The organism is Lysobacter sp. KACC 24251 (assembly GCF_057747755.1).
In genome coordinates, this window is the sequence record NZ_CM173222.1 from 1,341,006 (window position 1) to 1,366,954 (window position 25,949).

Below are 25,949 nucleotides of genomic sequence, written 5' to 3' on the forward strand. Positions count from 1 at the left end.
CGCCTGGCGTTGCGGAGCAAGCTGGGGATTCCTCGCGCATCCTTCACGCGGCCAACACCCTGTTAAGGTGCATTGTCACACTTCGTCGGCTTGGGGGTTCCGGGCAGGCCACTTTCGCCTTCGCGCCGGGATCCGATGGACTACCACCAACTGTTTGAGCAGTCCCCGAACCCGTACATGGTGCTGGATCGGGAGTTGCGCTACGTTGACATGAACCACGCGTACCTGGATGTAACCGGGCGCAGCCGCGAACAACTGCTCGGTGTCCCGGTCTTCGAGGCGTTTCCCGGCGACGGCACTCTTCTGGGCGACGAGAACGTTCGCATGCTGCGCGCTTCGCTGCGCAAGGTGTTGGACACGGGCAAGGCCGACACGCTTGGGCTGATCCGCTACGCCATCGAGCGCCAGACACCCGATGGGCCGGTCATGGACGTCCGCTACTGGTCGGCCACGCACACACCCATGTACGACGCCGCGGGGCGCACCACCCACGTCCTGCAGCACACGGTGGACGTGACTGAGTTGCAGCGCCTCAAGGAGGCCCTGCTTGCCGCAACCACGCCGCAGGAAGAGGTCGCACGGTTGGAATCGCTGGAAGGCGGCGTCTTCCAGCGCGCACAGAAGGTGCAGGCGGCCAACACGCAGTTGGAAGAGCAGCGCACGCAACTCCTCAAGATGTTCGAGCAGGCGCCTGGTTTCATGGCTTACCTGCAGGGCCGCGAACACCGATTCACGCTGATCAACCAGGCCTACTCGCAATTGGTGGGCGATCGCGGACTGCTGGGGCTCACACTGGCGGAGTGCCTCCCGGAGGCGGCGGAGCAGGGCTACCTGCGCCTGCTCGACGAAGTGTTCGAATCGGGCAAGCCCTTCGTGGGCCATGGCATGCGACTGGAGCTGCAGCGCACCCCGGAGTGCGGACTGGAGCAGATCGTCGTCGACTTCGTCTACCAGCCCGTGCGGGATGCCGAGGGTCGCGTGACCGGGATTTTCGTGCAGGGCAATGACATCACGGCGCAGGCGAAGGCTCAGGAGGAGCTGGCGCGGTACCACGCCGATCTCACTGAACTGGTGGAGGAACGCACCCGGGCCCTGCACGCCAGCGAGGCCGAACGCCGCGTCGCCGAGGCCGCGTTGCTGCAGGCGCAGAAGCTGGAGGCGGTCGGCAAGCTCACCGGTGGCATAGCGCACGACTTCAACAACCTGTTGCAGGTGGTGGGCGCCAATCTCGATCTGGCGCGCGGGCACGAAGCCCTGCCCATGCCCGTGATGGAGCGACTGGATGCCGCCGGACGCGCGGTCCGGCGCGGCGCCCGCCTGGTGTCGCAGTTGCTGGCGTTCGCGCGCAAGCAGCCGCTGAACCCCACGGTGTTCGACGCGGGCGACCACCTGGAGCGCTTGGGCGACCTGTTGCAGCGCACGCTGGGCGAGGGCACCGCCATCACCCTCGATCTGGACATCGACCCAGGCGTCGGCAACGTCGAGGCGGACCCGGTGCAGTTCGACAACTCCGTGCTCAACCTGGCCATCAACGCCCGCGACGCCATTCGCGGAGAGGGCCTGGTGTCAATCCGCTGCCGTCGTATCGACGGGGCCGCCGTCGGCCGCGCGGGCGAGCCCATGGTGCAGGTGGTCGTGCAGGATAACGGCCGTGGCATGGGCCCGGACGTGCTCGACCGCATCTTCGAACCTTTCTTCACCACCAAACAGGTGGGTCGCGGATCGGGGCTGGGCATGCCGATGGTCTACGGGTTCATGCACCAGAGCGGCGGTGACATACGCGTGGAGAGCACCGAAGGCGAGGGCACGACCGTGGCCCTGTACCTGCCGATGACGGACAAGCCGGTCACGCCAGTGGCTCCCGAGCTGGATGACGCACGCCGCGGCCACGGCGAGAAGGTGATGGTGGTGGAGGACGACGAAGCGGTCCGCGCCGGCTCCGTGCGGATGCTGCGCGCGCTGGGCTACAAGGTCTGCGAGGCGGCCGACGCCGCGTCCGCCAAGGCGTTGGTCGACAGCGGCATCGTTCCCGACGTGCTGTTCACCGATGTGGTCATGCCGGGGCCGATGCGCAGCACCGAGCTGGCGACATACGTGCGCGCCCACCATCCCGGGGTGGTTGTGTTGTTCACCTCGGGCTTTGCCGAGGAAGCCCTGGCGCGCGATGGCGGCTTGGAGGCCGGCGACGAACTGCTCGAGAAGCCCTATCGCATGGACGTGCTCGCCCAGCGGGTGCGCGCGCTCCTGGACTCGCGCGAACCCGGGGAAACCGGCCGACCGCTCCGTATCCTGCTGGTGGATGACTGCCCGGACGAACGTTTCCTCACCAAGGCGCAGTTGCAATCGCTGGGGCATGCGGCGGACACGGCGGCGACCCCGGACGAGGCCCTCGCACGCCTGGCCGACGGCGGCTGGGACGTGCTGATGACCGACGTCGAGCTGCCGATGTACTCCGGCATCGAACTCGCCCACAAGGTGCGAGAGCGCGGCATCCCCGTGCGCGTGGTGTACGTCAGTGGCCACGACGTGGCCACCCTGCGCGAGCGGGGCGCCATGGGGGCAATCCTGCCCAAGCCTTTCGAGGCCGCACAGCTCGCCAAGGCGCTGCGCTTCGCCGAGCCGGTCTCCGCCGGCGCCTGAGCGCTCGCCGGGCGGGGCCGGCCCACCGGCCCGCACCGGGACCCTCCCACAAAAGGAAAGGCCGCCCGGATTTCTCCGGGCGGCCTTCCTCACGCCTGACGAGGACGCGTGTTACTTGCCGGCAGCTGCCGCGCCACCGGTCAGGCCGCGCTTCTCGAGCAACGGCTCGATCTTCGGCTCGGCACCGGTGAAGTCCTTGAACAGCTGCAGCGCGTCCTTCTTGCCGCCCTGCGACAGCAGGGTGGCGCGGAAGCGGTCGCCGTTCTCGACCTTCAGGCCGCCGTTGTCCTTGATCCACTGGACGGTGTTGGCGTCCAGCACTTCCGACCAGATGTAGGCGTAGTAGCCGGCCGCGTAGCCGCCCATGATGTGGCTGAAGTACGGCGTCTTGTAGCGCGGCGGCACGGCCTCGAAGTCGGTGCCGTTCTGCTTCAGCGCGGCGGCTTCGAATGCCATGACGTCCTTGGCGGTCGGGGCCTTGTCGGCGGTGATCTGGTGCCAGCGCTGGTCCAGCATCGCCGAACCCAGGTACTCGGTCGTGGCGAAGCCCTGGTTGAACTTCGACGCGGCCAGCACCTTGTCCAGCAGTTCCTTCGGCATCGCCTCGCCGGTCTGGTAGTGCTTGGCGTAGTTGGCCAGGATCTCCGGCCAGTCCGCCCACATCTCGTTGACCTGCGACGGGAACTCGACGAAGTCACGCGGCACGTTGGTGCCCGAGAAGTACGGGTACTTCACGTCCGAGAACATGCCGTGCAGCGCGTGGCCGAACTCGTGGAACATCGTGGTGACCTCGTCCCAGGTCATCAGCGTCGGCTTGCCTTCGCTGGGCTTGGGGATGTTGAGGTGGTTGGCCACGACCGGCTTGGTGCCGAACAGCGCGTTCTGGTCGACGTACGAATTCATCCACGCGCCACCGCGCTTGGACGAGCGCGCATACGGGTCCATCAGGAAGATGGCCAGCTGCTTGCCGTCCTTGTCGAACACGTCATAGACGGTGACGTCCTTGTGGTACGTCGGCAGGTCGGTGCGCTGCTTGAAGGTGATGCCATACAACTTGGTCGCGGCGAAGAACACGCCGTTCTCCAGCACGTTCTTCATCTCGAAGTACGGCTTGAGCTGCGACTCGTCGAAGTTGTACTTGGCCTGGCGCACCTTCTCGCTGTAGTACGCCCAGTCCCACGGCTCGAGCTTGAAGGTCGGCTCGCCCTTGGCGGCCTGCTCCTGGTCGATCATGGCCTGCAGCGCGGCGGCCTCGACCTTGGCGTTGGCCACGGCGGCCGGGGCCAGCTTGCCCAGCATGGCGTTGACGGCTTCCGGCGACTTGGCGGTCTCGTCTTCCAGCACGTAGGCGGCGTAGGTCGGGTAGCCGAGCAGCTTGGCGCGGTCGGCGCGCAGCTTCACCACCTTGGCCACGATCTCGGTGTTGTCGTACTGGTTGCCGCGGCTGCCACGGGCCACCGAGGCGCGGTGCAGCTTCTCGCGCAGGGCGCGGCTGTGCAGGTAGGTTTCCGGCGGCTGGCCGGTGGTGTTCTGCAACGCCAGCACGTACTTGCCTTCGAGCTTGCGCTCCTTGGCGGCTTCCGCGGCGGCGGCGATGGCCTCGTCGGACAGGCCGGCCAGCTCTTCCTTGGTGTCGACGATGATCGCCGAGTCGTTCACCTCGGCCAGCACGTTCTGGCTGAACTGGGTCCCCAGCTTGGCCAGTTCGGCGTTCATTTCCTTCAGCTTGGTCTTGTCAGCGTCGGACAGGTTGGCGCCGGCGCGGACAAAGTCGGTGTAGTAACGCTCGACCAGGCGCACGCCCTCGGCGTCCAGGCCCAGCGTGTCCTTCTTGTCATGCAGCGCCTTGATGCGCGCGAACAGCTTGGGGTCCAGGCGGATGGCGTCGCTGTGCGCCGACAGCTTCGGCGCGAATTCCGCCTGCAGCTTCTCGCGCTCGGGATTGGTGTCCGTACCGACCAGGTTGTAGAACACGTAGGCCGCGCGGGTCAGCAGGCGGCCCGACTTCTCCATCGCCACGATGGTGTTGTCGAAGGTCGGCGCTTCCGTGCTGTTGGCAATCGCCTCGATTTCCTTGAGCTGCTCGGCCATGCCGCGCTCGAAGGCGGGGGCGAAGTGGCTGTCCTGGATCTTGTCGAAGTGCGGGTACTGCAGCGGCAGCGTGCTTTCGGCGAAGAACGGGTTGGCTTCCTGCTTCACGGCGGTCTCGGTGGCGGCGGGCTTCTCGGCGGACGGCTTGCACGCGGTGACGGCGACGGAGGTCAGCGCCACGGCGAGCGCAAGCGCGAGGGGATGCTTCATTGGGTGGAGTCTCGAGGACGGAAACGGAACCCGAAGCCTACCGGAACGGCGGCCCCCGGGGCCCGTGACGAATGGCACGGGCAAGCAAGGGTTCAGCAGGACTTCTGGCATGGACCGTCGGTCCGCCGGGAGGTCTAGACTCGGCTGACCGGCGGCGCCAGGGGCTCGGGCAGGGTTTCGCCCCCGGCGGAAACGCGTTGGGTCCCGGCACAACTCACAGGAAGGGGTAGGGCATGAAGAAGACGAAAGCGGCATGGTCGGCCGGACTGGCCGCCTGCCTGGCAATGATGGCGATGGATGCGCTGGCGGCCGAGACCACGCGCTACGTGGTGCTGGTGGACGGCAACAAGCAGGCCGGGCACCAGGTAGTCACTACAGGAGACGACGGGGTGACGCACGTCGACTTCATCTTCAAGGACAACGGCCGCGGTCCCGAGCTGAAGGAGACCTTCACGCTGGCCCCGGACCACACCCTGGCCACCTATCAGGTGACCGGCAGCAGCACTTTCGGCGCTCCCGTGGACGAGTCGTTCAAGCGCCAAGGCGGGCAGGCGACCTGGAAATCCACGTCCGACCACGGCGAGCAGTCCGTGTCGGGCACGGCGATGTACGCACCGCTGGGCGGGTCGCCGGCGATCGCCTCCGTGAGCCTGGGGGCGCTGGCCAAGCGCCCCGACGGCAAGCTGCCGCTGATCCCCGGGGGAACCCTGTCCGCGCGCAAGATCACGGAAGTGGAGGTGAAGCGCGGGCAGGAAACCCAACGCGTGCAGTTGATGGCCCTGACCGGCATTGGCCTCGTGCCGCAGTTCGTCTGGGCCACCACGGATGCCCAGCCGCGCCTGTTCGCCGCGATCGTGCCGGGCTGGATGCAGCTGATCGAGGACGGCTGGAACGAGAACGCCGCGGGCCTTGAGCAACGCCAGAAGCAGGCTGAGGGCGAGTTCCTGTCCGGGCTCAATGCGCGCGTCTCGCACCCGCTCAAGGGTTCGACGCTGATCCGCAACGCGCGCCTGTTCGATAGCGCCAAGGCCACACTGGGCCCCGCCTCGGACGTGCTGGTCAAGGACGGCCGCATCGTGTCGATCAAGGCTGCCGGTGGACGCGCCGCCAAGGCCGACCAAGTCGTGGACGCCGCCAACCGCGTGCTGCTGCCCGGCCTGTTCGACATGCACGGCCACATCGGGCGCTGGGACGGTGGCCTGAACCTCGCGGCCGGCGTGACCACCGTGCGCGACATGGGCAACGACAACACCACCCTGCAGCAGATCATGGGCGAGGAGAAGGCCGGCACGCTGCTGACCAGCCGTATCGTCGCCGCCGGCTTCCTCGAGGGCGAAAGCCCGATGTCTGCGCGCAACGGCTTCGTGATCAAGACCCTTGACGAAGCCAAGCGGGCCATCGACTGGTATGCAGCGAACGGCTACGTGCAGGTCAAGATCTACAACTCTTTCCCCAAGGAACTGCTGCGGGAGACGGCCGCGTACGCCCATTCCAAGGGGCTGCGCGTCAGCGGCCACGTGCCCGCGTTCATGCGCGCGCGCGACGTGGTGGAGCAGGGTTACGACGAGATCCAACACATCAACCAGGTACTGCTGAACTTCCTGGTGGATGACACCACCGACACCCGTACGCTGCAGCGCTTCTACCTGCCGGCGGAGAGGGTGGCCGACCTGGATTTCGACAGCCCGGCGGTTCAGGACTTCATTGCGCTGCTGGCGCGCAACAAGACGGTGGTTGACCCGACCCTGACCACCTTCGACTTCCTGCGGCAGCGGGCGGGCGAGATGTCGCAGGCGTATGCCGCCGTCGCCCCGCACATGCCGCCCGACATCCAGCGCGGGCTGCGCAGTGCCGAGATGAAAATCCCGGACGATGCGACGGCGGAGCGCTACAACCGCTCGTACGCCAAGATGATCGAGTTCGTGGGCCGGATGCACCGCGCCGGCGTTCCGATCGTCCCGGGGACCGACGCCATCCCGGGTTTCACCCTCCAACGGGAACTGGAACTGTACGTGCAGGCCGGCATGACCCCCGGCGAAGCCCTGCAAAGCGCCACCTGGACATCGGCCAAGGTGGCCCGGGTACTGGATGACCGGGGCTCGATTGAAGTGGGCAAGCGCGCTGATCTGGTGCTGATCGACGGCGATCCGATCGCTAACATCGCCGATATCCGCAAGGTTGCACTGGTGATGAAGGGCGACGTGGCGTACTACCCCAGCGAAATTCACGAATCGCTGGGTATCAAGCCGTTTGCTGCGCCCGTAACAGCCAACGGGACGGCACGCTAAAAACTCGTCCCCCATCCGTCCGGGTCCGGGCGAGGCGGGCACTGCGTACGACGCTCCGGACTGTCGAGTACGGACTCGTTAACGTTGCTGTAACATCGCCGTGCTCAGCGAATCGCCACGCGCCCAACCGGGGCGCCGGGCCGTCATGGGACGGCTCCAGGTAGCCATACCCTCCGACCCCCTCCGGGGTGAGCCGCACTTGCGGTCGCCCCCATCAGCGAGATCGCCCATGTCCGCACGCCACCCGAGCACCCGTACCCTGCGCCGCAGCGCCCTCGCGGCCGCAGTCGCCATCCTGCTGCCGATGCAGGCCGTGGCCCAGTCCAGCACCCCGCAGGAAGCTCCGGCGGCGCCGCAGACCGAGACTGATGCCAAGACCCTGGACGCGGTGATGGTCACCGCCACCCGCCGGGTGGAGCGCGCCAAGGACGTGCCGATGGCGCTGACCACGGTCGACGCCGAGAAGATGGACGTTTTGGGTTCCGGGGGCGGCGACATCCGCTTCCTCGCCGGTCGCCTGCCGAGCCTGAACATCGAGTCCTCGTTTGGCCGCGCCTTCCCGCGCTTCTACATCCGCGGCCTGGGCAACACCGACTTCGACCTCAACGCCTCGCAGCCGGTATCGCTGGTGTACGACGAAGTAGTCATGGAGAACCCGCTGCTGAAGGGCTTCCCGGTGTTCGACATAGAAACGGTCGAAATGCTCCGCGGCCCGCAGGGTACGTTGTTCGGCCGCAACACCCCGGCCGGGGTGGTGAAGTTCGAGTCGGCCAAGCCGACCCGCGACCTGGAAGGCTACGGGCAGGTCGCCTATGGCACCTACGGCACCACCAACGTGGAAGGCGCGGTCAGTGGCCCGCTGAGCCAGAACTGGTCGGCGCGCGCTTCGGTGCTGTTCCAGCGCCGCGATGAGTGGGTCGACAACACCAACCCCGATGCGCGCACCAACCCCAAGCTCGAGGGCTACGACGAGTCGGCCGCCCGCCTGCAACTGCAGTACGACGGCAGCGACACGTTCAAGGCGCTGTTCAACGTGCACGCACGCCACCTCAACGGCACCGCGCGCCTGTTCCGCGCCAACCTGTTCAAGCAGGGTACCAATGACCTGCGCGACGACTTCGAGATCGACGAGGTCGCCATCGACGGTCGCAACTTCCAGGAACTGGACACCTGGGGTGCGGGTGCACGACTGAGCTGGGACCTGTCCAATGACCTGACCCTGTACTCCATCACCGGGTACGAGACGGCCGAGTCGCTCAGCCGCGGTGACATCGACGGTGGCGTCGGCGCGGTGTTCTTCCAGCCGTCGGGCCCGGGCTTCATCCCGTTCGCGGCCGAGTCCGCCGATGGCCTGCCGGACCATCGCCAGGTCACCCAGGAGTTCCGCCTGGAATCGAACTACGACGGTCCGATGAACTGGCAGGCCGGCTTGTTCTGGTTCGACGAGGACATCACCGTCGACAGCTTCAACTACGACACCCTGTTCGACCAGGGCGCGCAGGCCGGTTGGGCGCAGCAGACGCAGCGCAACAAGGCATGGGCGGTATACGGCTCGCTCGACTACAACGTCACGGAGCGCCTGACCCTGCGTGGCGGCCTGCGCTATACGCAGGACGAAAAGGACTTCAGCGCCAGCGTGCTCGAAAGCGCGCCGTTCGGTGCGCCGGTCTCCGGCCCGTTCCCGGTGCGTACGGATGTCGATGACGTCAGCTGGGACCTCAGCGGGACGTTCGAGGCGACGGATGCAGTGAACCTCTACGCCCGCGTGGCCAAGGGTTTCCGCGCCCCGTCCATCCAGGGCCGCCTGCTGTTCCAGAACCCGCCGCAGCCTTCCGTCGCCGATGCCGAAGAGGTGATTTCGGTGGAAGCGGGCGTCAAGGCGGACCTGTGGGACAACCGTGCGCGCCTGGGCTTCTCGGTCTTCAGGTACGAAGTGGACAACCAGCAGCTCAACGCCGTGGGTGGTGCGCTCAACCAGACCATCCTGCTCAACGCGGACAAGACCGTGGGTCAGGGCTTTGAAGTCGACTTCGACGCTTACCTGACCGATGCGCTGATGGTCACCTTCGGCGCCAGCTACAACGACACCGAAATCCAGGACGAGGACCTGGCCGTCGCACCGTGCGGCAGCGGTATGTGCACGGTGACCGACCCGGTCGTGGGCGGGCTGGCCTACATCGACGGTAACCCGCTGCCCCAGGCACCCAAGTGGGTCTATAACGCCACCGCGCGTTACGGCCTGCCGGTGGGCGATGCGGGTGAGTTCTATGTGTTCACCGACTGGGCCTATCGCAGCTCGGTCAACTACTTTCTGTACGAGGCGGTGGAGTTCCGCAGCAAGGACCTGCTTGAAGGCGGCCTGCGCGTCGGCTACAGCTGGAACCACGGCCAGTACGACCTGGCCCTGTTCGGCCGCAACATCCTGGATGAAGTGCAGGCCGTGGGCGCCATCGACTTCAACAACCTGACCGGCTTCGTCAACGAGCCGCGGATCGTCGGCGTGGAGTTCAAGGCCAGCTTCTAAGACTGGCCCCACACGTTCTGACCCGACGCCAGCGCGGCCCGTCCGCGCTGGCGTGCTTGTTTGCGCAGGGTGGCATGGGGGTATGCTGGGGGCCCCAGTGGAGGCTGACCCATGACGACTGCCTACGACTTCTCCGCGACCGACATCGACGGACAGCCCCGCGCGCTGGAGGAATACCGCGGCAAGGTGCTGCTGGTGGTCAACGTGGCCTCCAAGTGCGGCTTCACCCCGCAGTACACCGGGCTGGAGCAACTGTGGCGCGAGTACGGCCCGCGAGGCCTGGTCGTGCTGGGTTTTCCCTGTGATCAGTTCGGGCACCAGGAACCCGGCAACGAGGCTGAGATCAAGGACTTCTGCTCGCTCACCTATGACGTGACGTTCCCGATGTACGCCAAGGTCGACGTCAACGGCAACGACGCACACCCGCTTTGGAAGTGGCTGAAGGACGAGAAGGGCGGCTTCCTCGGCATCGACGCCATCAAGTGGAACTTCACCAAGTTTCTCGTCGGTCGCGATGGTCGCGTCATCAAACGCTACGCGCCCAACGACAAGCCCGAATCCATCGCCGCGGACATTGAAGCCGCGTTGGCCTGACGGCGCCGCGACCCATGGATGCGCGCAAGGTCCCGTTTGAAGTCACGTTCCAGCTTTCCGGCAATCGCCTGCGCGCCGAGATCAGCGGCGTGCACGACACCTGGGAAGTGATGCTCTCGCGCTGGATGGATATTGCCGATGAGGTTCGTCGCCGCCGCCCCGCCCAGTTGCTGGTGGTCGACCGGATGGCGGGAAACCCCATGGCGCCCGGCGACCGCCAACGCTTCATCGCCGCGCTGATCGGCCAGGGGCTGGAAGGCGTGCGCATTGCCTACGTGGAGGCGCATGACGATCGGATTCCCCTGGCGGAATCGGTGGAGATACTCGCCCGCGAGCGGGGATATGCGGTGCGCGTGTTTGGCAGCGAGGCCGCCGCCTCGGTGTGGCTGACCTACGGCGAGGAGTAAGTCGCTTCTAGACGACGGCGCGTTCGAACCAGGGCGCACTGGCACGAGGCGCAGGCGCCTGTGTCCCGGCCTTCAGGTGCCTTCGGCCGGACGGTTCAGCGCTTCCTGCGGCAGCAGGGCGAGCATCTCCTGGATGAAGCCGGGGATCATTTGCTCGGAATAGCCGCGATGGACGTGGGCCACCTTGCCATCGCGGTCGATGACGAACATGTTCGGCAGGGCTCGCACACCGTAACTATCGCTGATCACGCCACTGGCATCGTGGACGTAGGTCAGTTCGAATTCTCGATTGGCACGCAGCACCGCCAGGTAGTCGCGCCGGTCTTCCTTGTAGTTGACCGCGATGACTTCGAGGTGATCGCGCCCCACTGTCTTCTGCAATCTGGCCAGCAACGGCAATTCGCGCCGACAGGGGCCGCACCACGAAGCCCAGAAGGTAACGATCACCACCTTGCCGCGATGCTGGCTGACGCTCAGGGGGTGGCCCTTCAGCGTACCCAGCGCGTCCGGCGGAAATTCACCTGGTCTGGGCTGCGGCGGCAGCGGTGCGGAGGCTCCCAGCGGCATTGCGATGGCCAGCAGTCCCGCCAGCCAGGCCGTTCTCATCTTCCCCATGACCCCATCCCTTGGCGTTGCGCCGACGGAGTCTAGCTCACTTCTCGACGAAGGCGCGTTCGAACACGTACTGCCCCGCCGTGCCGATGCGCGGCGCCGCAGAGAAGCCACGGCCGTCGAGCAGGGCGCGGAAGTCGGCCAGCATCTGCGGGCTGCCGCAGATCATCGCGCGGTCGTGTTCGGCGTCCAGCGGCTCGATGCCCAGGTGCTCCATCATCCGCCCGTCCGCCATCAGGTCGGTGAGGCGGCCGCGCTGGTCATGGCCGTTGAAGGTGAACGGCTCGCGCGACACCGCCGGGTAGTACTTCAGCTTGGCCGCGATGGTCTCGCCGAGGAACTCATGGCGGGGCAATTCGTTGACGATGTAGTCGCGGTACGCCAGGTCTTCCGCACTGCGCACGCCATGGCACAGGATGACCTTGTCGAAGCGCTCGTACGTCTCCGGGTCCTTGATCACCGACAACCACGGGGCGAATCCGGTGCCCGTGCCCAGCAGGTACAGGTTGCGACCCGGATGCAGGTCGGAGATCAGCAGCGTGCCCGTCGGCTTGCGTCCGATCAGGATCGTGTCGCCAGGCTTGATGTGCTGCAGCCGCGAGGTCAACGGGCCGTCCTGCACCTTGATGCTGAAGAATTCAAGCTGCTCCTCCCAGTTGGCGCCGGCGATGGAGTACGCACGCATCAGGGGCTTGCCGTTCACTTCCAGCCCGATCATCACGAACTGGCCGTTCTCGAACCGGAAGCCGTCGTCGCGGGTGGTGGTGAAACTGAAATAGGCGTCCGTCCAGTGACGGACGTCCAGCACGGTCTCGGTGCCGAAGGCGGAGGACATGGGCGGGCGGGAGAAGACAGCGGATGACTCGCCATTTTACGCCACCGGTCGCCGGGGTGCCTAACTGCCTGCTGGCGGTGTGCCGTCCGGCCCCGGATTGGGCTCGGCCCCCACGGCGGCGGCCAGGGCCGCCTCACCCTGCGCCGGGCGCTGCTGGTCCCGATGCACATCACGCTCCACCGCGGCGATGTCTTCGCGCGCCATCAGGCCCAGATCGGCCGCGTGTCTGGCGATGGCGCTGCTGTCGGTAGCGCGCAGCATCGGTACCTTGGTGCCGGCGATGCGTTGCAGGTGACTGTCCACGGCCGTGTCGAAGGGTGAATCCGTGCCAGGGTCCACGTCGCGGATATAGATCGCGGCGATGCGGTCGCCAAACTCCAGCGCGGCCTCGGCATACAGCTCGGCATCGGCCTGGCCCGAATCACCAAGCAGCACCCAGCGCAACTGCGGGAAGCGGGTGATCAAAGTGCGTGCCCGCTCGAGTTTGTGCCCATGGCCCTGGGTCTTGATGAACTTTCCCGGGTCAGTGCCCAGGTCGCGCAGGAATATGGGCCCTGGCGGAATGCCATTGAGGTCCATGAAATCCTCAAGCAGGTCGTACAGGTTCCACGGCGAGCTCGATACGTAGAACAGGGGATTCGGCCCCGCACCTGCCATGCCTCGCTGGAGCGCCTTGTACAACGCGGCCACGCCGGCAAGCGGTTTGCGCGTCCTCGCGTTGTGCAGGAACGTCAGTTGTGCCGCAACCTTCCAGTTGGTGATGCCGCTGTACAGGATGGTGTCGTCGATGTCCGAGATGATCCCGATCCGCGCCTGGGGGAGGATGCGCAGCACCGGCTGCGAGGTCGCGATCGTGCCGTCGGCCAGCATCACCGTCGCGTTCTCCCACAGCTCGGTGGGCGTTCCGCTGCCGGGCAGGGTCGCGGTGTAGTAGCCCTCATGGTCGGAGGTGACTTCGACCTCGTGCCGGCCAAAACGAGCGCGCAGCGGGACCCCCGGCACCTCGTCACTTTCGAAACGTCGCCAGGTGTCCAGCAGGTTGTCCCACCACCCGGCATCCTCCAGCGGTCCGTCGCCGGGCTTCTCGGCCAGGACGCGGCCGATCAGCTCGATCGAAGTGTCGTCGCCATAGCCACGGTAGGCGTCGATGTGCATCGGGCGACCGAGGCCCAGCCGCGTCTCCAGCCGCCGCCGTGCGGCATCCAGTGTGTCGTCGCCGACAATGATCCGGTCGCGCACATACTGCCCGGCGCGCTGCCGCCACCCCGGCGCATGTTTCGCGTTGCTGTCGGAATCTCCCACATCCACCTCTTGGCCCACGCCCACCTCTTGCGTGGGATGAGCCTGCCGCATGGGGTGTCAACGCACGGTCAGGGCGTATCCCCCATGCCCGGCGGAGTGATTTTCAGCAGGCGCCCATCGTCCTCGTCGGTCACTACGTACAGCAGGCCATCGGGCGTGGCACGCACGTCGCGGATGCGCTCATCCAACTCCGTAAGCAGGCGTTCCTCGCCGCGGATCCGTTCACCGTCCAGGGAAAGGCGAATGAGTGCCCGACTGGACAGTGCACCCAGGAACAGGCTGTTGTTCCACTTCGAAGACGCATGGTTGACGTGGAAGGCCATGCCGGAGAGCGCCGGCGATTTCTCCCAGACGTGGTACGGCTGCTCCATTCCCGGCGCAGCCTTGCCGGTGGCCTCCGGAATCTGCAGGCCCGAATAGTTGATGCCATGGGTGATGATCGGCCAGCCGTAGTTCTTGCCCGGCTCGGGCAGGTTGATCTCGTCCCCGCCGCGGGGGCCGTGCTCGCTCTGCCAGACCTTGCCGGAGCGCGGGTCCACTGCCATGCCCTGCATGTTGCGATGGCCATAACTCCAGATTTCGGGGCGCGCGCCTTCGCGCCCAACGAAGGGGTTGTCGGCGGGAACGCTGCCGTCCAGGTTCAGGCGCACCAACTTTCCTTGCAGCATGTCCAGTTTCTGCGCGGTGGGCCGGTCGTTCCGCTCTCCCTGGCTGATGAACACATGCCCCTTGTCATCGAAGACGATGCGTGAACCGAAATGGTTCGGTCCAACCAACTTCGGCACCTGCCGGTAGATCACGCGCAGATCCGACAGCGTGTCGCCTTTCAGCACGCCCATGGCCACCGCCGTACCCGCCGTATCCTCCGGGCCCGGTTCGGCGTAACTCAGGTAAATGCGGTGGCTGCTGGCATAGTCGGGGGCCAACACCACATCGAGAAGGCCCCCCTGGCCTTTCGCGTAAACCGCCGGGACGCCCTTGATCGGGGCCGATACCGCGCCGCTGTCCGACACCCGGCGCAACTGCCCGGGTCGTTCGGTGACCAGGAAGCCACCTTCCGGCAGCGGCGCAACCGCCCACGGATGTGCGAGCCCGCGCGCTATCTCGGTCATTCGGAATGCACCAGCTGCACTTTGCAGTGTCGACTCTGCCTGCGCCGTCGGGGCCGGGGCGGCGGCGGCCGATCTGGGCGCGTCGTCGCCAGCGCCGCAGGCGGCCAGGGGCATGAGCAGGGTGATGCTAACGGCGAGTCGGGAAAGGGCAGGGGGCATGTCTCTCTCCTGGCAATGGGCCCAGCGAAGGGCAGCGAGCGGCAGGCGGCCAGCATAACCCCGTGTTCCATACAGATGCGGTTGGCATGACATCGGTCAAGGCGGCGCGGGGGCCGGGCACTGAGCATGAGCCTATCCCGCCATTCGCCGCTCACCCCGACAGGAGACCGCCATGTTGTTCGATATCGCCACCCTGAAAGATGACACCAGCGCCGCTGCCGTCACCCAGGCCATCCTCGCCCGCGATCCCACCGCGCAGATCACCGTGCAACTCGCCAACCGCCGGGTTCGAGTCGAAGGCCTGATGACCGAGCACCAGATACTGGATGCGTTGCAGGGGGCTGGCCATTTCGCGTCGAAGGCTCCGCCGCATAGTGGCGAGGGGAGCACGTGCTGCGGTGGCTGCGGAGGGTGATCACGGCGCGCACGGCGATCCCCTAACGCTGGCCTTGGTAGTACAGCGGAAGCGCGTCCGGCCCAGCGGGGCGCGCGCCCGTGCCGCACGTTGTGGGCTGGACCGGACTGCCGGGGAGTTGTAACCGAGAGCTGGCGGCTGCATGGGAGGGTAGAATGGCAGGTCCCCACTGCCAGCCCCTTGCCCGCCGTGTCCGCTCCTACCGCCGCCTCCCGCAACCCCGCCGACTTCCCGCCCGCTTCCATCAAGCAGGAGGACCTGATCCAGTCCGTCGCCGACGCGCTGCAGTACATCAGCTACTACCACCCGGTCGACTACATCCAGAGCCTCGCCGCCGCGTATGAGCGCGAGGAGTCGCCGGCGGCCAAGGACGCCATCGCCCAGATCCTGATCAACTCGCGCATGTGCGCCGAGGGTCATCGGCCGATCTGCCAGGACACCGGCATCGTCACGGTCTTCCTCGAAGTCGGCATGAACGTGCGCTGGGATGACGCCACCATGGCCGTGGAAGACATGGTTCACGAGGGCGTGCGCCGGGCGTACAACCACCCGGACAACAAGCTGCGCGCCTCGGTGCTGGCGGACCCGGCGGGCAAGCGCATCAACACCAGGGACAACACCCCAGGCGTGGTGAACGTCAAGATCGTACCGGGCAATACCGTGGACGTGATCGTCGCGGCCAAGGGTGGCGGCTCGGAGGCGAAGTCGAAGTTCGCCATGCTCAATCCGTCCGATTCCATCGTCGACTGGGTGCTCAAGACCGTGCCGACCATGGGGGCCGGCTGGTGCCCGCCGGGCATGCTCGGCATCGGCATTGGCGGCACCGCCGAGAAGGCGATGCTGCTGGCCAAGGAAGCGCTGATGGAGCCGATCGACATCACCGAACTGCAGCAGCGCGGCGCGAGCAACCGTGCCGAAGAACTGCGCCTTGAGCTGTACGAGAAGGTCAACGCTCTCGGCATTGGGGCCCAAGGGCTCGGCGGCCTGACCACGGTGCTGGACATCAAGGTCAAGGATTACCCGACCCATGCTGCCAACCTGCCAGTGGCGTTGATCCCCAACTGCGCTGCCACCCGCCATGCGCATTTCACCCTCGATGGCAGCGGCCCGGTGATGCTGGATCCGCCGTCGCTGGCAGACTGGCCGGAGTTGACCTACGACGCCTCCAAGGGCCGTCGCGTCAACCTCGACACGCTGACCAAGGAGGACGTTGTTTCCTGGAAGCCGGGCGAGGTGTTGCTGCTCAACGGCAAGCTGCTCACCGGACGCGACGCCGCGCACAAGCGCATGGTCGACATGCTCAACAAGGGCGAGCCGCTGCCGGTGGATCTGAAGGGCCGCTTCATCTATTACGTCGGCCCGGTTGATCCGGTCCGCGACGAAGTGGTTGGCCCCGCTGGTCCGACCACGGCCACGCGCATGGACAAGTTCACCGAGCAGGTGCTGGCACAGACCGGCCTGATGGGCATGGTCGGCAAGGCCGAGCGCGGCCCCGCGGCGATCGAGGCGATCAGGAAGCACCAGTCGGCCTACCTGATGGCCGTCGGCGGCGCCGCCTACCTCGTGTCGAAGGCGATCAAGGCCGCCAAGGTCGTCGGTTTCGCCGACCTGGGCATGGAGGCCATCTACGAGTTCGAAGTGCAGGACATGCCGGTCACCGTCGCGGTCGACGCGCAGGGCACATCGGTGCACAACACCGGGCCGAAGGAATGGCAGGCACGCATCGGCAAGATTCCGGTGGTGGTGGCCTGATCCACGGTCACGCGCGAAAAGCAAAGGGGCCGGCAGCAATGCCGGCCCTTTCTGTTTGCTGACCCACTCAGTACCACTCCAGCAGCGAGATGCCGAGGCCCACGTAGGTGGCACGGTGGTTGTAGTCGATCAGGCTCTCCCCGTAGCCGTCGAACACCTGCAGATGTCCGCGGAAGGAACGGCTGATCGGGAATCCCCAGTCAAACTGCAACGCCCCGTGGGCATCCTCCGCCGAGCGCAGCGAGTGGCGTGCCATGACGGCAAACTCATGCCCGTTCCAACGCCGCACCAGCGTGGCATCGGCGCGGCCCACGTAGTCCTCGATCCCGGGGTTCTCATCCTCGCGCTTGCCGTCCGGAATTCGCCACCAGGGACGCACCGTCAGTGCCCAGTCGTCGCGATCCAGCCCGACGTTGAGCATGACCCGGTTCCAGCTGCGCGAAATTGGATCCGCACGGCCATTCGACTGGTGATTGAAGCTCATCGCCAGCATCCGTCCGCGCCAGCCCAGCAGCGAATAATTGCTGCGGAATACGAGCATGACTTCCGGCTCGTAATTGGTTTCGCGGAACGGGCGCGACTCCTCGCCGTTGTAGACCTGCCAGCGCGAACTCTGGGTGTAGGCCGTCCATAGATCGCCGTTGTCGCCGAACAGGTTCTCGGCCACCTTGGTCTTGAAGCTCAGCTGGAACTTCGCCTCCATGTCATCCAGCGGCAGTGGTTCGCCGCCGACCGGCTCGTCCGCGCGTGATGAAGAGGGCAGGGTATTGGTACGGCTGGTCCAGAACACCGGGAACAGGTACACCGGTTTGTACGCGCGCAGGTTGAACAGCCCCAACTTGGAGTCCTTCGCCAACTCCCAGCGGCTGTCGAGCATCGATCCCTTGCCAGCATTGGCAATGCGCTGGGCGAAGATGGAGTCATGTTCCGAGCGGAACAGTTCGTTGAGCATGCGTCGGCTGTCGTCACGCTGGCCGGTGGCTTCGCGCTCCGCGCGGTCGTACTCCGCAATGCGCTGCTTGGTCATTCGGGCTTCGGCAGCCGCAAGGTCAGCCGCGGTCGGTGTAACGCGCCCCCGGCCCATGGCGTCGTCGTAGCACTTCAGACGATCGGCATCGGATTCGATGGACAGACATGCGGCCGGCGCTGCGGCAGCCGTCTGGGGAGTCGCCGGCGGTTCGGCGCCGGACACGCTCGCTGGCGCCAATGCCATCGAGGCGGCCGCAGCGACGATGCGCCGACGCGACCGGGCCACGAGAAGGTCATTCGTCAATGGAAGCCACTGGTGCGCCACTTCCGTTCAAACCCACCAGGCAAATGCAAACAGCCCGAACATCCCGAATGCCAGTCCCAGCTTGAGGACCGTGCCCAGCAGGATGCCAAACCAGGTGCCAACCCCGACTTTGGTCGCTTGTCCCAAGTCACGGCGGTTGACCAGTTCGCCCACCAGCGCGCCCACGAACGGGCCTGCGAACAGCCCCAGCGGACCAAAAAAGAGGCCCACGATGCTGCCCAGGACCGCACCTGCCAGCGCCAGCTTGCTCGCCCCCACGCGCTTGGCTCCCATCGAACCGGCGAGGAGGTCGATGCCCAGCGAAAGCACCGTCAGGATGCCCAGCGCAACCAGCCAACCCCAGCCGACGTACTGGAAGTCGCCTGCCCATGCGGCAACCACCATGCCGGCAAAAACCAGCGGAATGCCCGGCAATGCGGGGAGGACGGTGCCGGCGATTCCCACCACCATCAGCAGGGCCGCGACCAGGTACAGGATCGTCTGCGTATCCAATCAGAAACCTCTTTGTTTTCCGTGGTTTATGCCACAAGGGCGCGCGATTGCAATTTCACTTGCTGCGGGGTACCGTTCGGGCGCTGCGTTTGTCAAGGGTCACCGTGAACCGTGGCCCGATGCGGTTGATCCGTTCGGCTTGTACGTACGATCCGCTACATCGTTGCACCTGGCTCCTCCTTGCAACCAGCACGTTACGAAGGTGAAGGACCAACCAACTCGTTTCAAGGAGCAAGCCAGAATGTCGAGCCGTGAGCAAGGTACCGTGAAGTGGTTCAATGACGCCAAGGGTTTCGGCTTCATCAGCCGTGAGAGTGGCGAAGACGTGTTCGTGCACTTCCGCGCCATCCAGACCCAGGGCTTCAAGAGCCTCAAGGAAGGCCAGCAGGTCAGCTTTACCGTCGTCCAGGGCCAGAAGGGTCTGCAGGCCGACGCGGTGCAGCCGCTGTAACTGGAAAGCATTTCCGGGGCGGCGCCCCTTGCATCAAACCCGGCTTCGGCCGGGTTTTTGTTTGCGGGCATGATGTTGAGGCTGCCGAAAGCAGCGACCCCAAAAAGAAACAGCCCGCGCAGGGCGGGCTGTTTCCAGGTGGAGTGGCTCGTCAGTTCTGCGACGGCGTGTTCTCGGCGAAGTACTCGTGGTTGTCGGCGTTGTTGAGCGCGCCATCCGGGTTGGTGGACGCGAGGTTCTTGGCGCCGGCCTGCCCGTACACCACGTCGTCGGTGCCCGCGACCACGTTGAAGTGGCTCATTTCGTGGATCAGCGTGCCGGCCTTGGAGTCGGTGCCGGTCATCGGGGCGTTCCAGAACGCGCGGCAGACGAAGATCTCGTACGGCCGGGTCGGATAGACGTAGGCGTAGTAGCTCTGGTTGCAGCCGCAGTTGACCGTGATCTGCCCGCCGTTCTGGTCCATCGCCGCGTCGATGTCGACGAAATGCTGTTCGGCGGTGTTGTAGCGCGAGCTGGTGTAGGCGCCGAACCAGGTGGTATATCGCGGACCCACCGTGTTGGCGTTCAGGTAGCCCTTGGCGTTCTCGGAATAGTTGCGAGCAGCCGTGACGGCGCTGCCCAGCGTGTTGATCTGGGTGGTGGAGCAGCCGACATAGCTGACGCCGTTGACAACGCTCCCGCCGCCGCCGGGCTTACCCTTCTGGCTGATGGTGCCGGCCTTCATCGCGCCCAACTGGTCGCTACCGTCCACCCACAACTTCAACGGCACGCTCTGCGCCATCATCGGGTGGCCGTTCGGGTGCTTCAGCATCTGGCCCGTCGACAAGGAAGCGAACTGCAGGGGCACCTTGTAGGTGACGGTGTAGTCGCCGGTCTTGGACAGGTCATACGCGGCGGAGAGATCCACCATCACGCGCACGGACTCGCCGGCGCGCAGGATCGCGAAATCCGCAGATTGCGGCAGGGGTCGCTTGATCATCGGGCCTTCGTACTGCACCGGCTGCCCGTCACGCGTGACTTCAAACACCTTGGCTTCGATGAAGTCCGACGGAAGCTGCCACTTGGGCACGCGGACCGTGTGGCGGCTGGTATTGGTCACCGTGACTTCAACCGACCCGAGGAAATCCGCGGCGCTACCGGTCGCGGCGGCGATGCTGACGCGCAGCGGATTCTGGGTGGCATTGGGTGATGCGGCAGTAGCAGCGGCAATGGCACCGGCAAGCACGGCCGTCCCGGCCACGAGGGGTGCGATACGAAGTTTCATCCAGTCTCTCCCGAAGTATGGACATCCGCGGACGCGGACGTCGCCGACGATAGCGACTGGCAGGCCTTGGCGCACCCTGCAATGCAGCAAGATGCGCCAAGGAGGTTCGACGATGTGATGCCGGCCTGAGACTTTTACTTAGCGGGGTAGGGAGGTGCCTTCATCACTGCGTTCCACCTCTCTGCGCTTATGTATGCTCCGGCCGACAGTGCGCGAATCATCGCGCCCAGGCGCGCCCGTTGTACACGCGTACGTAGCCGCCCTCGCGGATACCGGAGATATCGCTCTGGGTCACAACGGTGGTGCGGCCATCGTTCATGCGCACGTACACGTTGTAGCGTCCGCCACTGACGCGGTTCTGGATTGCGTTGCCCGCGACAGCGCCGGCCACGGCACCCGCCACGGTGGCGGTGTTCTGACGGCCCTTGCTCTCGTCATCAGCCAACTCACGCCCCGCGGCTGCGCCCACCAGGCCGCCCAGGACCGCGCCCGTGGCATTGGGGACGTTGCTGCCGGAAATCGTCTCGATGCGGGTCACGGTGCCGCAGTCATAGCAGCTGGCCGTACTTCCACCATAGGTGGACGGATAGTTGTTGCTGTAGCCCGGAGATGAGGCGCAGCCCGCAAGCGCTGCAGCGGCAACCGCCGCCAGACCCACCAACCTGAAATTGACCGTATTCATCGCAGACTCCTTCGCCTTGGGATCGGGTCACGGCGTGAACCGTGCAGCCGTAAACTAGGCCTTGGGGAGTGAACATCTCCTCAACTCGGATGGCATGGCCGTACGCGGTTCAGGCTACGGCCATGCGTCGCCCATTCAGCCTCGGAAGTCCTGATGGCATGCCTTGCAGGCGCCCCCGACATCCTTCATCAGGGCCTGCACGCCTGCACAGTTGAGCGGCGGTGAAGCCAGGGCTGAGTCCAGAGTGGCGCGCATCTTGCTCGCCGCATCGCCAAAACGGGCATCGTCGCGCAGGTCCGGGAACGCCGGTTCAAGGTCATTGGCCAGGCTGCGCAGCGACTGCACGTGCGGCAGCGTGTCGGTAGGACCACAGCGGTTCTGTTCCAGGCTGCCCTTCAATTGGCCCATGTGCCACTGCTGCACATGCATGACGGATTCGGGGAAGTGGTCCTTGCGCGCATTCAACGCCCTGAGCGCCATCACCGCGCCCACGACGCCGACCACCAGGCCGACCAGGAAGAGGAACAGGTAGCGCGAGCCGTGACCGCCCTTGGCAGGCGCACTGGGCATGGGTTCGGGGGTACTCATCCGTCGTCTCTCCTTGGTCGAAGTTGCCGGGACGATAGCACGGGGCCCGCCGGCGCCGGCCTACGTGGCGACTACAATATGCGGTATGACCATTCCCCCCCTCGACCCCGTCTGGACCGATCGTTTTTCCGGAGTCGACCGCCTGTACGGTGTCGGCTCGCTGGCGCGCTTTGCCTCTTGCCGGGTGGCGGTCGTGGGCATGGGCGGTGTCGGCTCCTGGGTGGTCGAGGCCCTGGCTCGCACGGGCATCGGTCATCTGACCCTGATCGACGCCGATGACATCTGCGTCTCCAACACCAACCGCCAGCTGCCTGCGCATGCGGGGCAGTTCGGCCGCGCCAAGGTCGACGCCATGGCCGAGCGCTGCCGTGCCATCAACCCGCATCTCGACGTGGTCCCGGTGGCAAGTTTCCTCACGGCGGCCAACCAGGTTGAGTTGCTGGACCAGGGCTTCGACCTGGTCATCGACGCCTGCGACAGCTTCCGCAGCAAGGTGGAGCTGATTGCGTGGTGTCGCCGGCGCAAGTTGCCCGTGATTGTCGTCGGGGCGGCCGGTGGGCGTACCGACCCCACGCTGGTGCGCGTTCGCGACCTTTCGCGCACCGAGCACGACGCCATGCTGGCGTTGATCCGCAAGAAGCTGCGCGCAGAGTTCAATTTCCCCAAGAACCGCGATCGATATTTTGGCGTGTCCGCGATCTACTCGCTGGAGAACGTTCGCTATCCGCAGGCCGACGGCTCGGTGTGTGGCCTGCGTCCGCAGGTGGCGGGTGATGCAGCCCTCAAGCTGGATTGTGGGGCGGGGCTGGGCGCGGCCACGCACATCACGGGTGCGTTCGCTTTCGCGGCGGTTGGGCGCGCGCTGGAACTACTGCTCAAGGGTCGGTCCAAAACCGCCTGACGACGCTTGCCGAATCCCTATGGAGCCGTCGGCAGCCGGAACAGACGCTCTGCGTTGAGGCTGGTGGCTGAGGCAACTGCGTCCGCCGTCTCGCCGCGAAGCTGCGCGACCACGTCGAGGATCGCGGTGATCCGCGCCGGTTCATTGCGCTGTCCGCGGATGCCGGCATCGGGCTGGTCGGGAGAATCCGTCTCCAGCATCAACATCTCGATGGGCAGCCCCGCGACCAGCTTCCGCAGTCGGTTCGCGCGTTCGTAGGTAACCGGTCCGCCGAGGCTGACAAGAAATCCGAGCGCATGCAGTCGGTCAGCCTGCTCCCGGCTGCCCGGAAAACTGTGCACCACGCCGCGCAGCGGGCTGAATCGACGAATCGCCGCGATCACCTGATCGACGGCCCTTCGCGCATGCACGATCACGGGCAGGTCGAAGTCGCGGGCAAGCCGCAGTTGCTGCTCGAAGTAGGTGGCCTGCGCGCGCGGGTCCAGACCTTCCACGAAGAAATCCAGGCCGCATTCGCCCACCGCTACCGGACGCTCGCGTTCTATCCAATCGCGCAATTCAACAAGGTGCGCGGGGCGGTGTGCCGCCAGGTACATCGGGTGCAGGCCGTAGGCGGGAAAGAGGCCTGCGTGGGTGCGGCATATTTCACGCAGCTTGGGCCACGATTCCGCCTCCACGGCGGGGAGTACCTGGCGCGTGACACCGGCGGCGCGGGCACGTGCGATTACCGCATCGCGGTCGGCGTCGAATTCGGGTGCATCTAGATGGCTGTGGGTATCGACCAGCATGGCCAGCTCATCGGCGGGACGTGTCGGCAAGGTCTGACGGTGGCTTGCGGCTCTTCCAGTTGGCCAAGAGGAGGGTGCCCAGGCCAAGCACGATCTCGTCGATGAATGGAATGGGATCAAACGGCCACAGCACGCTGATCGCAAATGCGACGGCCGTCAGCTTGAACAGCGTGGGATAACGAAGCTTGCGGGCCCAGTTGAGCAGCGGAAGGAGCAGCGGGTTGGCCATGGCGAGCTCGATTGCGGGTGGGACTGTGCGCACGCTATCACGCGATCCGTGCCCCGTTCACATTTGCGACAGTCTCGCGGCGTTGGCTATGTACTTATTCAGGTTGGGGGTGCTGCAATGCCCCCAACACATCCGCGGGACTGTCCCGCCGCAGGAGGCTCCATGAACAAGAACATGCTTGCTGTTGCACTCGCTTCGCTGGTGGTCGGCGGTGTGGCGGTGGCGGCCTACAACAGTTTCCAGGGCGATGATGCCCAGGACGCCCAGTTCACCACCGCGACGAACGGCCAGCCGGCACCGTCGATTGGTATGGACGCGGGTGCCAACAGCGCCATCGACCCGAACCAGCTTGAGTACGCCGATGTCTTGAACGTCAAGGCGGTCAACGAGAAGCAGGCGCAGTACGCAACGGTGCTCGGCACGGAAGCGATCCGCGAGACCAGCACCACCAACACGCCGCGTGAAGTCTGCGAAGACGTGGCCGTGCAGGAACGTGCCCCGGAGCGCGACGGCAACGTGGGCGGCACCGTGGCCGGTGCGCTCATCGGTGCGGCCGTGGGCAACCAGGTCGGCGGTGGCGACGGTCGCAAGGCCGCAACGGTTGCCGGCGCGGTCGCGGGTGGTTACATCGGCAACCGCGTCGACCGCAACCATGTCGGCGGCAAGGTTACCAGCCGCACGGAGCGCCAGTGCCGCACCGTCACCGACACATCGCAGTCGTCCAAGGTCGTGGGCTACAACGTGACCTTCCGCAACCCGGACGGCACCACCGGCACGATGCGTACCAGCAGCAAGCCCGGCAGCCGCATCTCCCTGGGCAGCGAGAACGCGGTGGTTGGCTATGACGTGACCTATCGCTACCAGGGTCAGGAGCGCACGGTGCGCATGGAAGAGCGTCCAGTGGGCGAGCGCCTGCCGGTTGTCAACGGTGAAGTGGTTACCCAGACCGCGGCTGCGGCCGGTACCAGCAGCAACGGCTGACAGCGCTGACAATCAGGACGTGTCATCCCAGACGGGGCCGGACCATCCGGCCCCGTTCTGTTTTTGCAGGGCATTGCGGGGTGCCCCGCGCGATCAGGCACCGCTACAATGGCGACTTTCCTTTGCCCGCTGCCGAGTGCGTCCATGGCCCTGAACCCGTTTGACCTGTTCGACGTCCGCTCCCTGCTCACCGAAGAAGAGCGCGCCGTACAGGACACCGTGGCGCGTTTCACCAACGAGCGCGTGCTGCCGATCATCGGCGACGCCTTCGACCAGGGCCGCTTCCCGAAGGAACTGGTGCCGGAGATCGCCGAGCTGGGCCTGCTGGGTTCCTCGCTGCCGGAGAAGTACGGTTGTGCAGGCCTCAATGGGGTCAGCTACGGCCTGATCTGCCAGGAGCTGGAACGCGGCGACAGCGGCATCCGCAGTTTTGTCAGCGTGCAGAGCTCGCTGTGCATGTACCCCATCTATGCCTATGGCTCCGAAGAACAGCGCATGCGCTGGCTGCCGGACATGGCGGCGGGCAAGGTCATCGGCTGCTTCGGCCTGACCGAGCCGCACGGCGGTTCCGACCCGGCCAATATGAAGACCAACGCCAAGCGTGATGGCGGTGACTGGGTACTCAACGGCTCCAAGATGTGGATCACCAACGGCAACGTGGCCGACATCGCCATCGTCTGGGCGCAGACCGAGGATGGCATCCAGGGCTTCGTGGTCGAGAAGGGCATGCCGGGCTTCACCGCGCAGGAAATCAAGCACAAGATGAGCCTGCGCGCCTCGGTCACAAGCGCGCTGTTCTTCGACAACGTGCGCGTGCCGGAAGCCAACCGCCTGCCAAACGTCAAGGGTCTGAAGGGCCCGCTGGGCTGCCTCACCCAGGCTCGCTACGGCATCACCTGGGGCCCGATCGGCGCGGCCATTGCGTGCCTTGAGGAAGTACTGGCCTACACCAAGGAGCGCATCCTTTTCGATCGCCCGGTGGCGGCCACCCAGAGCGCGCAGATCAAGATGGCCGAAATGGCCCGCCGCATCACGCTGGCGCAGCTGCTGGTGCTGCAACTGGGCCGCCTGAAGGACGCCGGCACCATGCAGCCCGCGCAGGTGTCACTGGCCAAGTGGAACAACTGCCGCATGGCAATCGATATCGCGCGCGAGTGCCGCGACCTGCTGGGCGGCGCCGGCATCACCACCGAGCATTCGGCGATCCGCCACGCGCTCAACCTGGAATCGGTCATCACCTACGAGGGCACCGAGACGGTGCACCAGCTGGTGATCGGTCGCGAGCTGACCGGCATCAACGCGTTCTGATTCCCGGCCCGCGCCGGCGTGGCGCGGGTA

23 protein-coding genes are annotated in these 25,949 nt (G+C 65.8%); 11 read left to right on the forward strand and 12 right to left on the reverse strand.

The annotated features are described in order from the left end of the window. The first annotated feature begins 135 nt into the window (after positions 1-135). The gene (locus AC3ARF_RS06390; protein ID WP_498931338.1) at positions 136-2,640 is read left to right on the forward strand and encodes a response regulator; all 2,505 of its coding nucleotides are present in this window, start codon (positions 136-138) and stop codon (positions 2,638-2,640) included. Between the two features lie 111 nt (positions 2,641-2,751). Here AC3ARF_RS06390 and AC3ARF_RS06395 read toward each other — a convergent pair whose 3' ends face one another. Continuing rightward, positions 2,752-4,941, reverse strand: coding sequence for a M3 family metallopeptidase (locus tag AC3ARF_RS06395; RefSeq protein ID WP_498931340.1), 2,190 nt, complete (start codon positions 4,939-4,941; stop codon positions 2,752-2,754). Positions 4,942-5,174: 233 nt separating this feature from the next. Here AC3ARF_RS06395 and AC3ARF_RS06400 point away from each other — a divergent pair, with 233 nt between their 5' ends. From AC3ARF_RS06400 to AC3ARF_RS06415, 4 genes are all read left to right on the forward strand, one after another. Continuing rightward, the gene (locus AC3ARF_RS06400; RefSeq protein ID WP_498931342.1) at positions 5,175-7,229 is read left to right on the forward strand and encodes an amidohydrolase family protein; all 2,055 of its coding nucleotides are present in this window, start codon (positions 5,175-5,177) and stop codon (positions 7,227-7,229) included. A 229-nt stretch (positions 7,230-7,458) separates the two neighbouring features. Then, the gene (locus AC3ARF_RS06405; protein WP_498931344.1) at positions 7,459-9,753 is read left to right on the forward strand and encodes a TonB-dependent receptor; all 2,295 of its coding nucleotides are present in this window, start codon (positions 7,459-7,461) and stop codon (positions 9,751-9,753) included. 111 nt (positions 9,754-9,864) lie between these two features. Continuing rightward, complete coding sequence (locus AC3ARF_RS06410; RefSeq protein WP_498931346.1) at positions 9,865-10,347, forward strand: glutathione peroxidase; 483 nt, start codon at positions 9,865-9,867, stop codon at positions 10,345-10,347. Positions 10,348-10,361: 14 nt separating this feature from the next. After that, positions 10,362-10,754 (forward strand): hypothetical protein, encoded by a 393-nt coding sequence (locus tag AC3ARF_RS06415; RefSeq protein ID WP_498931348.1) that lies wholly within the window; start codon positions 10,362-10,364, stop codon positions 10,752-10,754. Positions 10,755-10,826: 72 nt separating this feature from the next. On the opposite strand, the gene AC3ARF_RS06420 is transcribed toward AC3ARF_RS06415, so the two are convergent. The 4 genes from AC3ARF_RS06420 to AC3ARF_RS06435 all read right to left on the reverse strand — a co-directional run bounded on the left by AC3ARF_RS06420 (position 10,827) and on the right by AC3ARF_RS06435 (position 14,615). Further along, entirely contained in the window at positions 10,827-11,369 is a 543-nt protein-coding gene (locus tag AC3ARF_RS06420) for a TlpA disulfide reductase family protein (protein ID WP_498931350.1), read from the reverse strand. A 37-nt stretch (positions 11,370-11,406) separates the two neighbouring features. Further along, entirely contained in the window at positions 11,407-12,201 is a 795-nt protein-coding gene (locus tag AC3ARF_RS06425; RefSeq protein ID WP_498931352.1) for a ferredoxin--NADP reductase, read from the reverse strand. Between the two features lie 60 nt (positions 12,202-12,261). Continuing rightward, positions 12,262-13,503, reverse strand: a complete 1,242-nt coding sequence (locus AC3ARF_RS06430) for an App1 family protein phosphatidate phosphatase (protein ID WP_498931354.1) — start codon at positions 13,501-13,503, stop codon at positions 12,262-12,264. Between the two features lie 68 nt (positions 13,504-13,571). Continuing rightward, on the reverse strand, positions 13,572-14,615 hold the full coding sequence (locus AC3ARF_RS06435) for a PQQ-dependent sugar dehydrogenase (protein WP_498931356.1): 1,044 nt from the start codon (positions 14,613-14,615) through the stop codon (positions 13,572-13,574). 331 nt (positions 14,616-14,946) lie between these two features. Between AC3ARF_RS06435 and AC3ARF_RS06440 the strand changes: the two genes are divergently transcribed. Then, entirely contained in the window at positions 14,947-15,189 is a 243-nt protein-coding gene (locus AC3ARF_RS06440; RefSeq protein ID WP_498931358.1) for a hypothetical protein, read from the forward strand. A gap of 189 nt (positions 15,190-15,378) precedes the next feature. Then, positions 15,379-16,941 (forward strand): fumarate hydratase, encoded by a 1,563-nt coding sequence (locus AC3ARF_RS06445; protein WP_498931360.1) that lies wholly within the window; start codon positions 15,379-15,381, stop codon positions 16,939-16,941. A gap of 67 nt (positions 16,942-17,008) precedes the next feature. On the opposite strand, the gene AC3ARF_RS06450 is transcribed toward AC3ARF_RS06445, so the two are convergent. Both AC3ARF_RS06450 and AC3ARF_RS06455 read right to left on the reverse strand, forming a co-directional pair. Beyond that, positions 17,009-18,154 carry a phospholipase A gene (locus AC3ARF_RS06450; protein WP_498931779.1) on the reverse strand — a complete coding sequence of 382 codons (1,146 nt, stop codon included), beginning with the start codon at positions 18,152-18,154 and terminating at the stop codon, positions 17,009-17,011. Between the two features lie 87 nt (positions 18,155-18,241). Further along, the gene (locus AC3ARF_RS06455) at positions 18,242-18,727 is read right to left on the reverse strand and encodes a DUF456 domain-containing protein (RefSeq protein ID WP_498931362.1); all 486 of its coding nucleotides are present in this window, start codon (positions 18,725-18,727) and stop codon (positions 18,242-18,244) included. Positions 18,728-18,968: 241 nt separating this feature from the next. Between AC3ARF_RS06455 and AC3ARF_RS06460 the strand changes: the two genes are divergently transcribed. Beyond that, a complete protein-coding gene (locus AC3ARF_RS06460) occupies positions 18,969-19,178 on the forward strand; it encodes a cold-shock protein (protein WP_498931364.1) in 210 nt (69 codons plus the stop codon). A gap of 151 nt (positions 19,179-19,329) precedes the next feature. Here AC3ARF_RS06460 and AC3ARF_RS06465 read toward each other — a convergent pair whose 3' ends face one another. The 3 genes from AC3ARF_RS06465 to AC3ARF_RS06475 all read right to left on the reverse strand — a co-directional run bounded on the left by AC3ARF_RS06465 (position 19,330) and on the right by AC3ARF_RS06475 (position 21,712). Further along, positions 19,330-20,442: a M35 family metalloendopeptidase gene (locus tag AC3ARF_RS06465; RefSeq protein ID WP_498931367.1), complete on the reverse strand. Its 1,113-nt coding sequence runs from the start codon at positions 20,440-20,442 to the stop codon at positions 19,330-19,332. Between the two features lie 217 nt (positions 20,443-20,659). Next, positions 20,660-21,124: a glycine zipper 2TM domain-containing protein gene (locus AC3ARF_RS06470; RefSeq protein ID WP_498931369.1), complete on the reverse strand. Its 465-nt coding sequence runs from the start codon at positions 21,122-21,124 to the stop codon at positions 20,660-20,662. Positions 21,125-21,259: 135 nt separating this feature from the next. Then, the gene (locus AC3ARF_RS06475; RefSeq protein ID WP_498931371.1) at positions 21,260-21,712 is read right to left on the reverse strand and encodes a hypothetical protein; all 453 of its coding nucleotides are present in this window, start codon (positions 21,710-21,712) and stop codon (positions 21,260-21,262) included. An 85-nt stretch (positions 21,713-21,797) separates the two neighbouring features. Between AC3ARF_RS06475 and AC3ARF_RS06480 the strand changes: the two genes are divergently transcribed. Next, positions 21,798-22,613, forward strand: a complete 816-nt coding sequence (locus AC3ARF_RS06480) for a tRNA threonylcarbamoyladenosine dehydratase (protein WP_498931373.1) — start codon at positions 21,798-21,800, stop codon at positions 22,611-22,613. A 17-nt stretch (positions 22,614-22,630) separates the two neighbouring features. Here the strand turns inward: AC3ARF_RS06480 and AC3ARF_RS06485 are convergent, their stop codons facing one another. Beyond that, on the reverse strand, positions 22,631-23,407 hold the full coding sequence (locus tag AC3ARF_RS06485; protein ID WP_498931781.1) for a TatD family hydrolase: 777 nt from the start codon (positions 23,405-23,407) through the stop codon (positions 22,631-22,633). A gap of 1 nt (position 23,408) precedes the next feature. Next, entirely contained in the window at positions 23,409-23,630 is a 222-nt protein-coding gene (locus AC3ARF_RS06490) for a DUF6116 family protein (RefSeq protein WP_498931375.1), read from the reverse strand. A gap of 162 nt (positions 23,631-23,792) precedes the next feature. Here AC3ARF_RS06490 and AC3ARF_RS06495 point away from each other — a divergent pair, with 162 nt between their 5' ends. Both AC3ARF_RS06495 and AC3ARF_RS06500 read left to right on the forward strand, forming a co-directional pair. After that, a complete protein-coding gene (locus AC3ARF_RS06495) occupies positions 23,793-24,611 on the forward strand; it encodes a glycine zipper 2TM domain-containing protein (protein WP_498931377.1) in 819 nt (272 codons plus the stop codon). A 144-nt stretch (positions 24,612-24,755) separates the two neighbouring features. After that, positions 24,756-25,919 carry an acyl-CoA dehydrogenase family protein gene (locus AC3ARF_RS06500; RefSeq protein WP_498931379.1) on the forward strand — a complete coding sequence of 388 codons (1,164 nt, stop codon included), beginning with the start codon at positions 24,756-24,758 and terminating at the stop codon, positions 25,917-25,919. Positions 25,920-25,949: the final 30 nt, after the last annotated feature.

Bases quoted from the DNA above. Each gene is read 5' to 3' on its own strand.
- AC3ARF_RS06390 (WP_498931338.1), top strand. From the start codon at position 136: ATGGACTACCACCAACTGTTTGAGCAGTCCCCGAACCCGTACATGGTG.
- AC3ARF_RS06395 (WP_498931340.1), bottom strand. From the start codon at position 4,941: ATGAAGCATCCCCTCGCGCTTGCGCTCGCCGTGGCGCTGACCTCCGTC.
- AC3ARF_RS06400 (WP_498931342.1), top strand. From the start codon at position 5,175: ATGAAGAAGACGAAAGCGGCATGGTCGGCCGGACTGGCCGCCTGCCTG.
- AC3ARF_RS06405 (WP_498931344.1), top strand. From the start codon at position 7,459: ATGTCCGCACGCCACCCGAGCACCCGTACCCTGCGCCGCAGCGCCCTC.
- AC3ARF_RS06410 (WP_498931346.1), top strand. From the start codon at position 9,865: ATGACGACTGCCTACGACTTCTCCGCGACCGACATCGACGGACAGCCC.
- AC3ARF_RS06415 (WP_498931348.1), top strand. From the start codon at position 10,362: ATGGATGCGCGCAAGGTCCCGTTTGAAGTCACGTTCCAGCTTTCCGGC.
- AC3ARF_RS06420 (WP_498931350.1), bottom strand. From the start codon at position 11,369: ATGGGGAAGATGAGAACGGCCTGGCTGGCGGGACTGCTGGCCATCGCA.
- AC3ARF_RS06425 (WP_498931352.1), bottom strand. From the start codon at position 12,201: ATGTCCTCCGCCTTCGGCACCGAGACCGTGCTGGACGTCCGTCACTGG.
- AC3ARF_RS06435 (WP_498931356.1), bottom strand. From the start codon at position 14,615: ATGACCGAGATAGCGCGCGGGCTCGCACATCCGTGGGCGGTTGCGCCG.
- AC3ARF_RS06440 (WP_498931358.1), top strand. From the start codon at position 14,947: ATGTTGTTCGATATCGCCACCCTGAAAGATGACACCAGCGCCGCTGCC.
- AC3ARF_RS06450 (WP_498931779.1), bottom strand. From the start codon at position 18,154: ATGGCATTGGCGCCAGCGAGCGTGTCCGGCGCCGAACCGCCGGCGACT.
- AC3ARF_RS06460 (WP_498931364.1), top strand. From the start codon at position 18,969: ATGTCGAGCCGTGAGCAAGGTACCGTGAAGTGGTTCAATGACGCCAAG.
- AC3ARF_RS06465 (WP_498931367.1), bottom strand. From the start codon at position 20,442: ATGAAACTTCGTATCGCACCCCTCGTGGCCGGGACGGCCGTGCTTGCC.
- AC3ARF_RS06470 (WP_498931369.1), bottom strand. From the start codon at position 21,124: ATGAATACGGTCAATTTCAGGTTGGTGGGTCTGGCGGCGGTTGCCGCT.
- AC3ARF_RS06475 (WP_498931371.1), bottom strand. From the start codon at position 21,712: ATGAGTACCCCCGAACCCATGCCCAGTGCGCCTGCCAAGGGCGGTCAC.
- AC3ARF_RS06480 (WP_498931373.1), top strand. From the start codon at position 21,798: ATGACCATTCCCCCCCTCGACCCCGTCTGGACCGATCGTTTTTCCGGA.
- AC3ARF_RS06490 (WP_498931375.1), bottom strand. From the start codon at position 23,630: ATGGCCAACCCGCTGCTCCTTCCGCTGCTCAACTGGGCCCGCAAGCTT.
- AC3ARF_RS06495 (WP_498931377.1), top strand. From the start codon at position 23,793: ATGAACAAGAACATGCTTGCTGTTGCACTCGCTTCGCTGGTGGTCGGC.
- AC3ARF_RS06500 (WP_498931379.1), top strand. From the start codon at position 24,756: ATGGCCCTGAACCCGTTTGACCTGTTCGACGTCCGCTCCCTGCTCACC.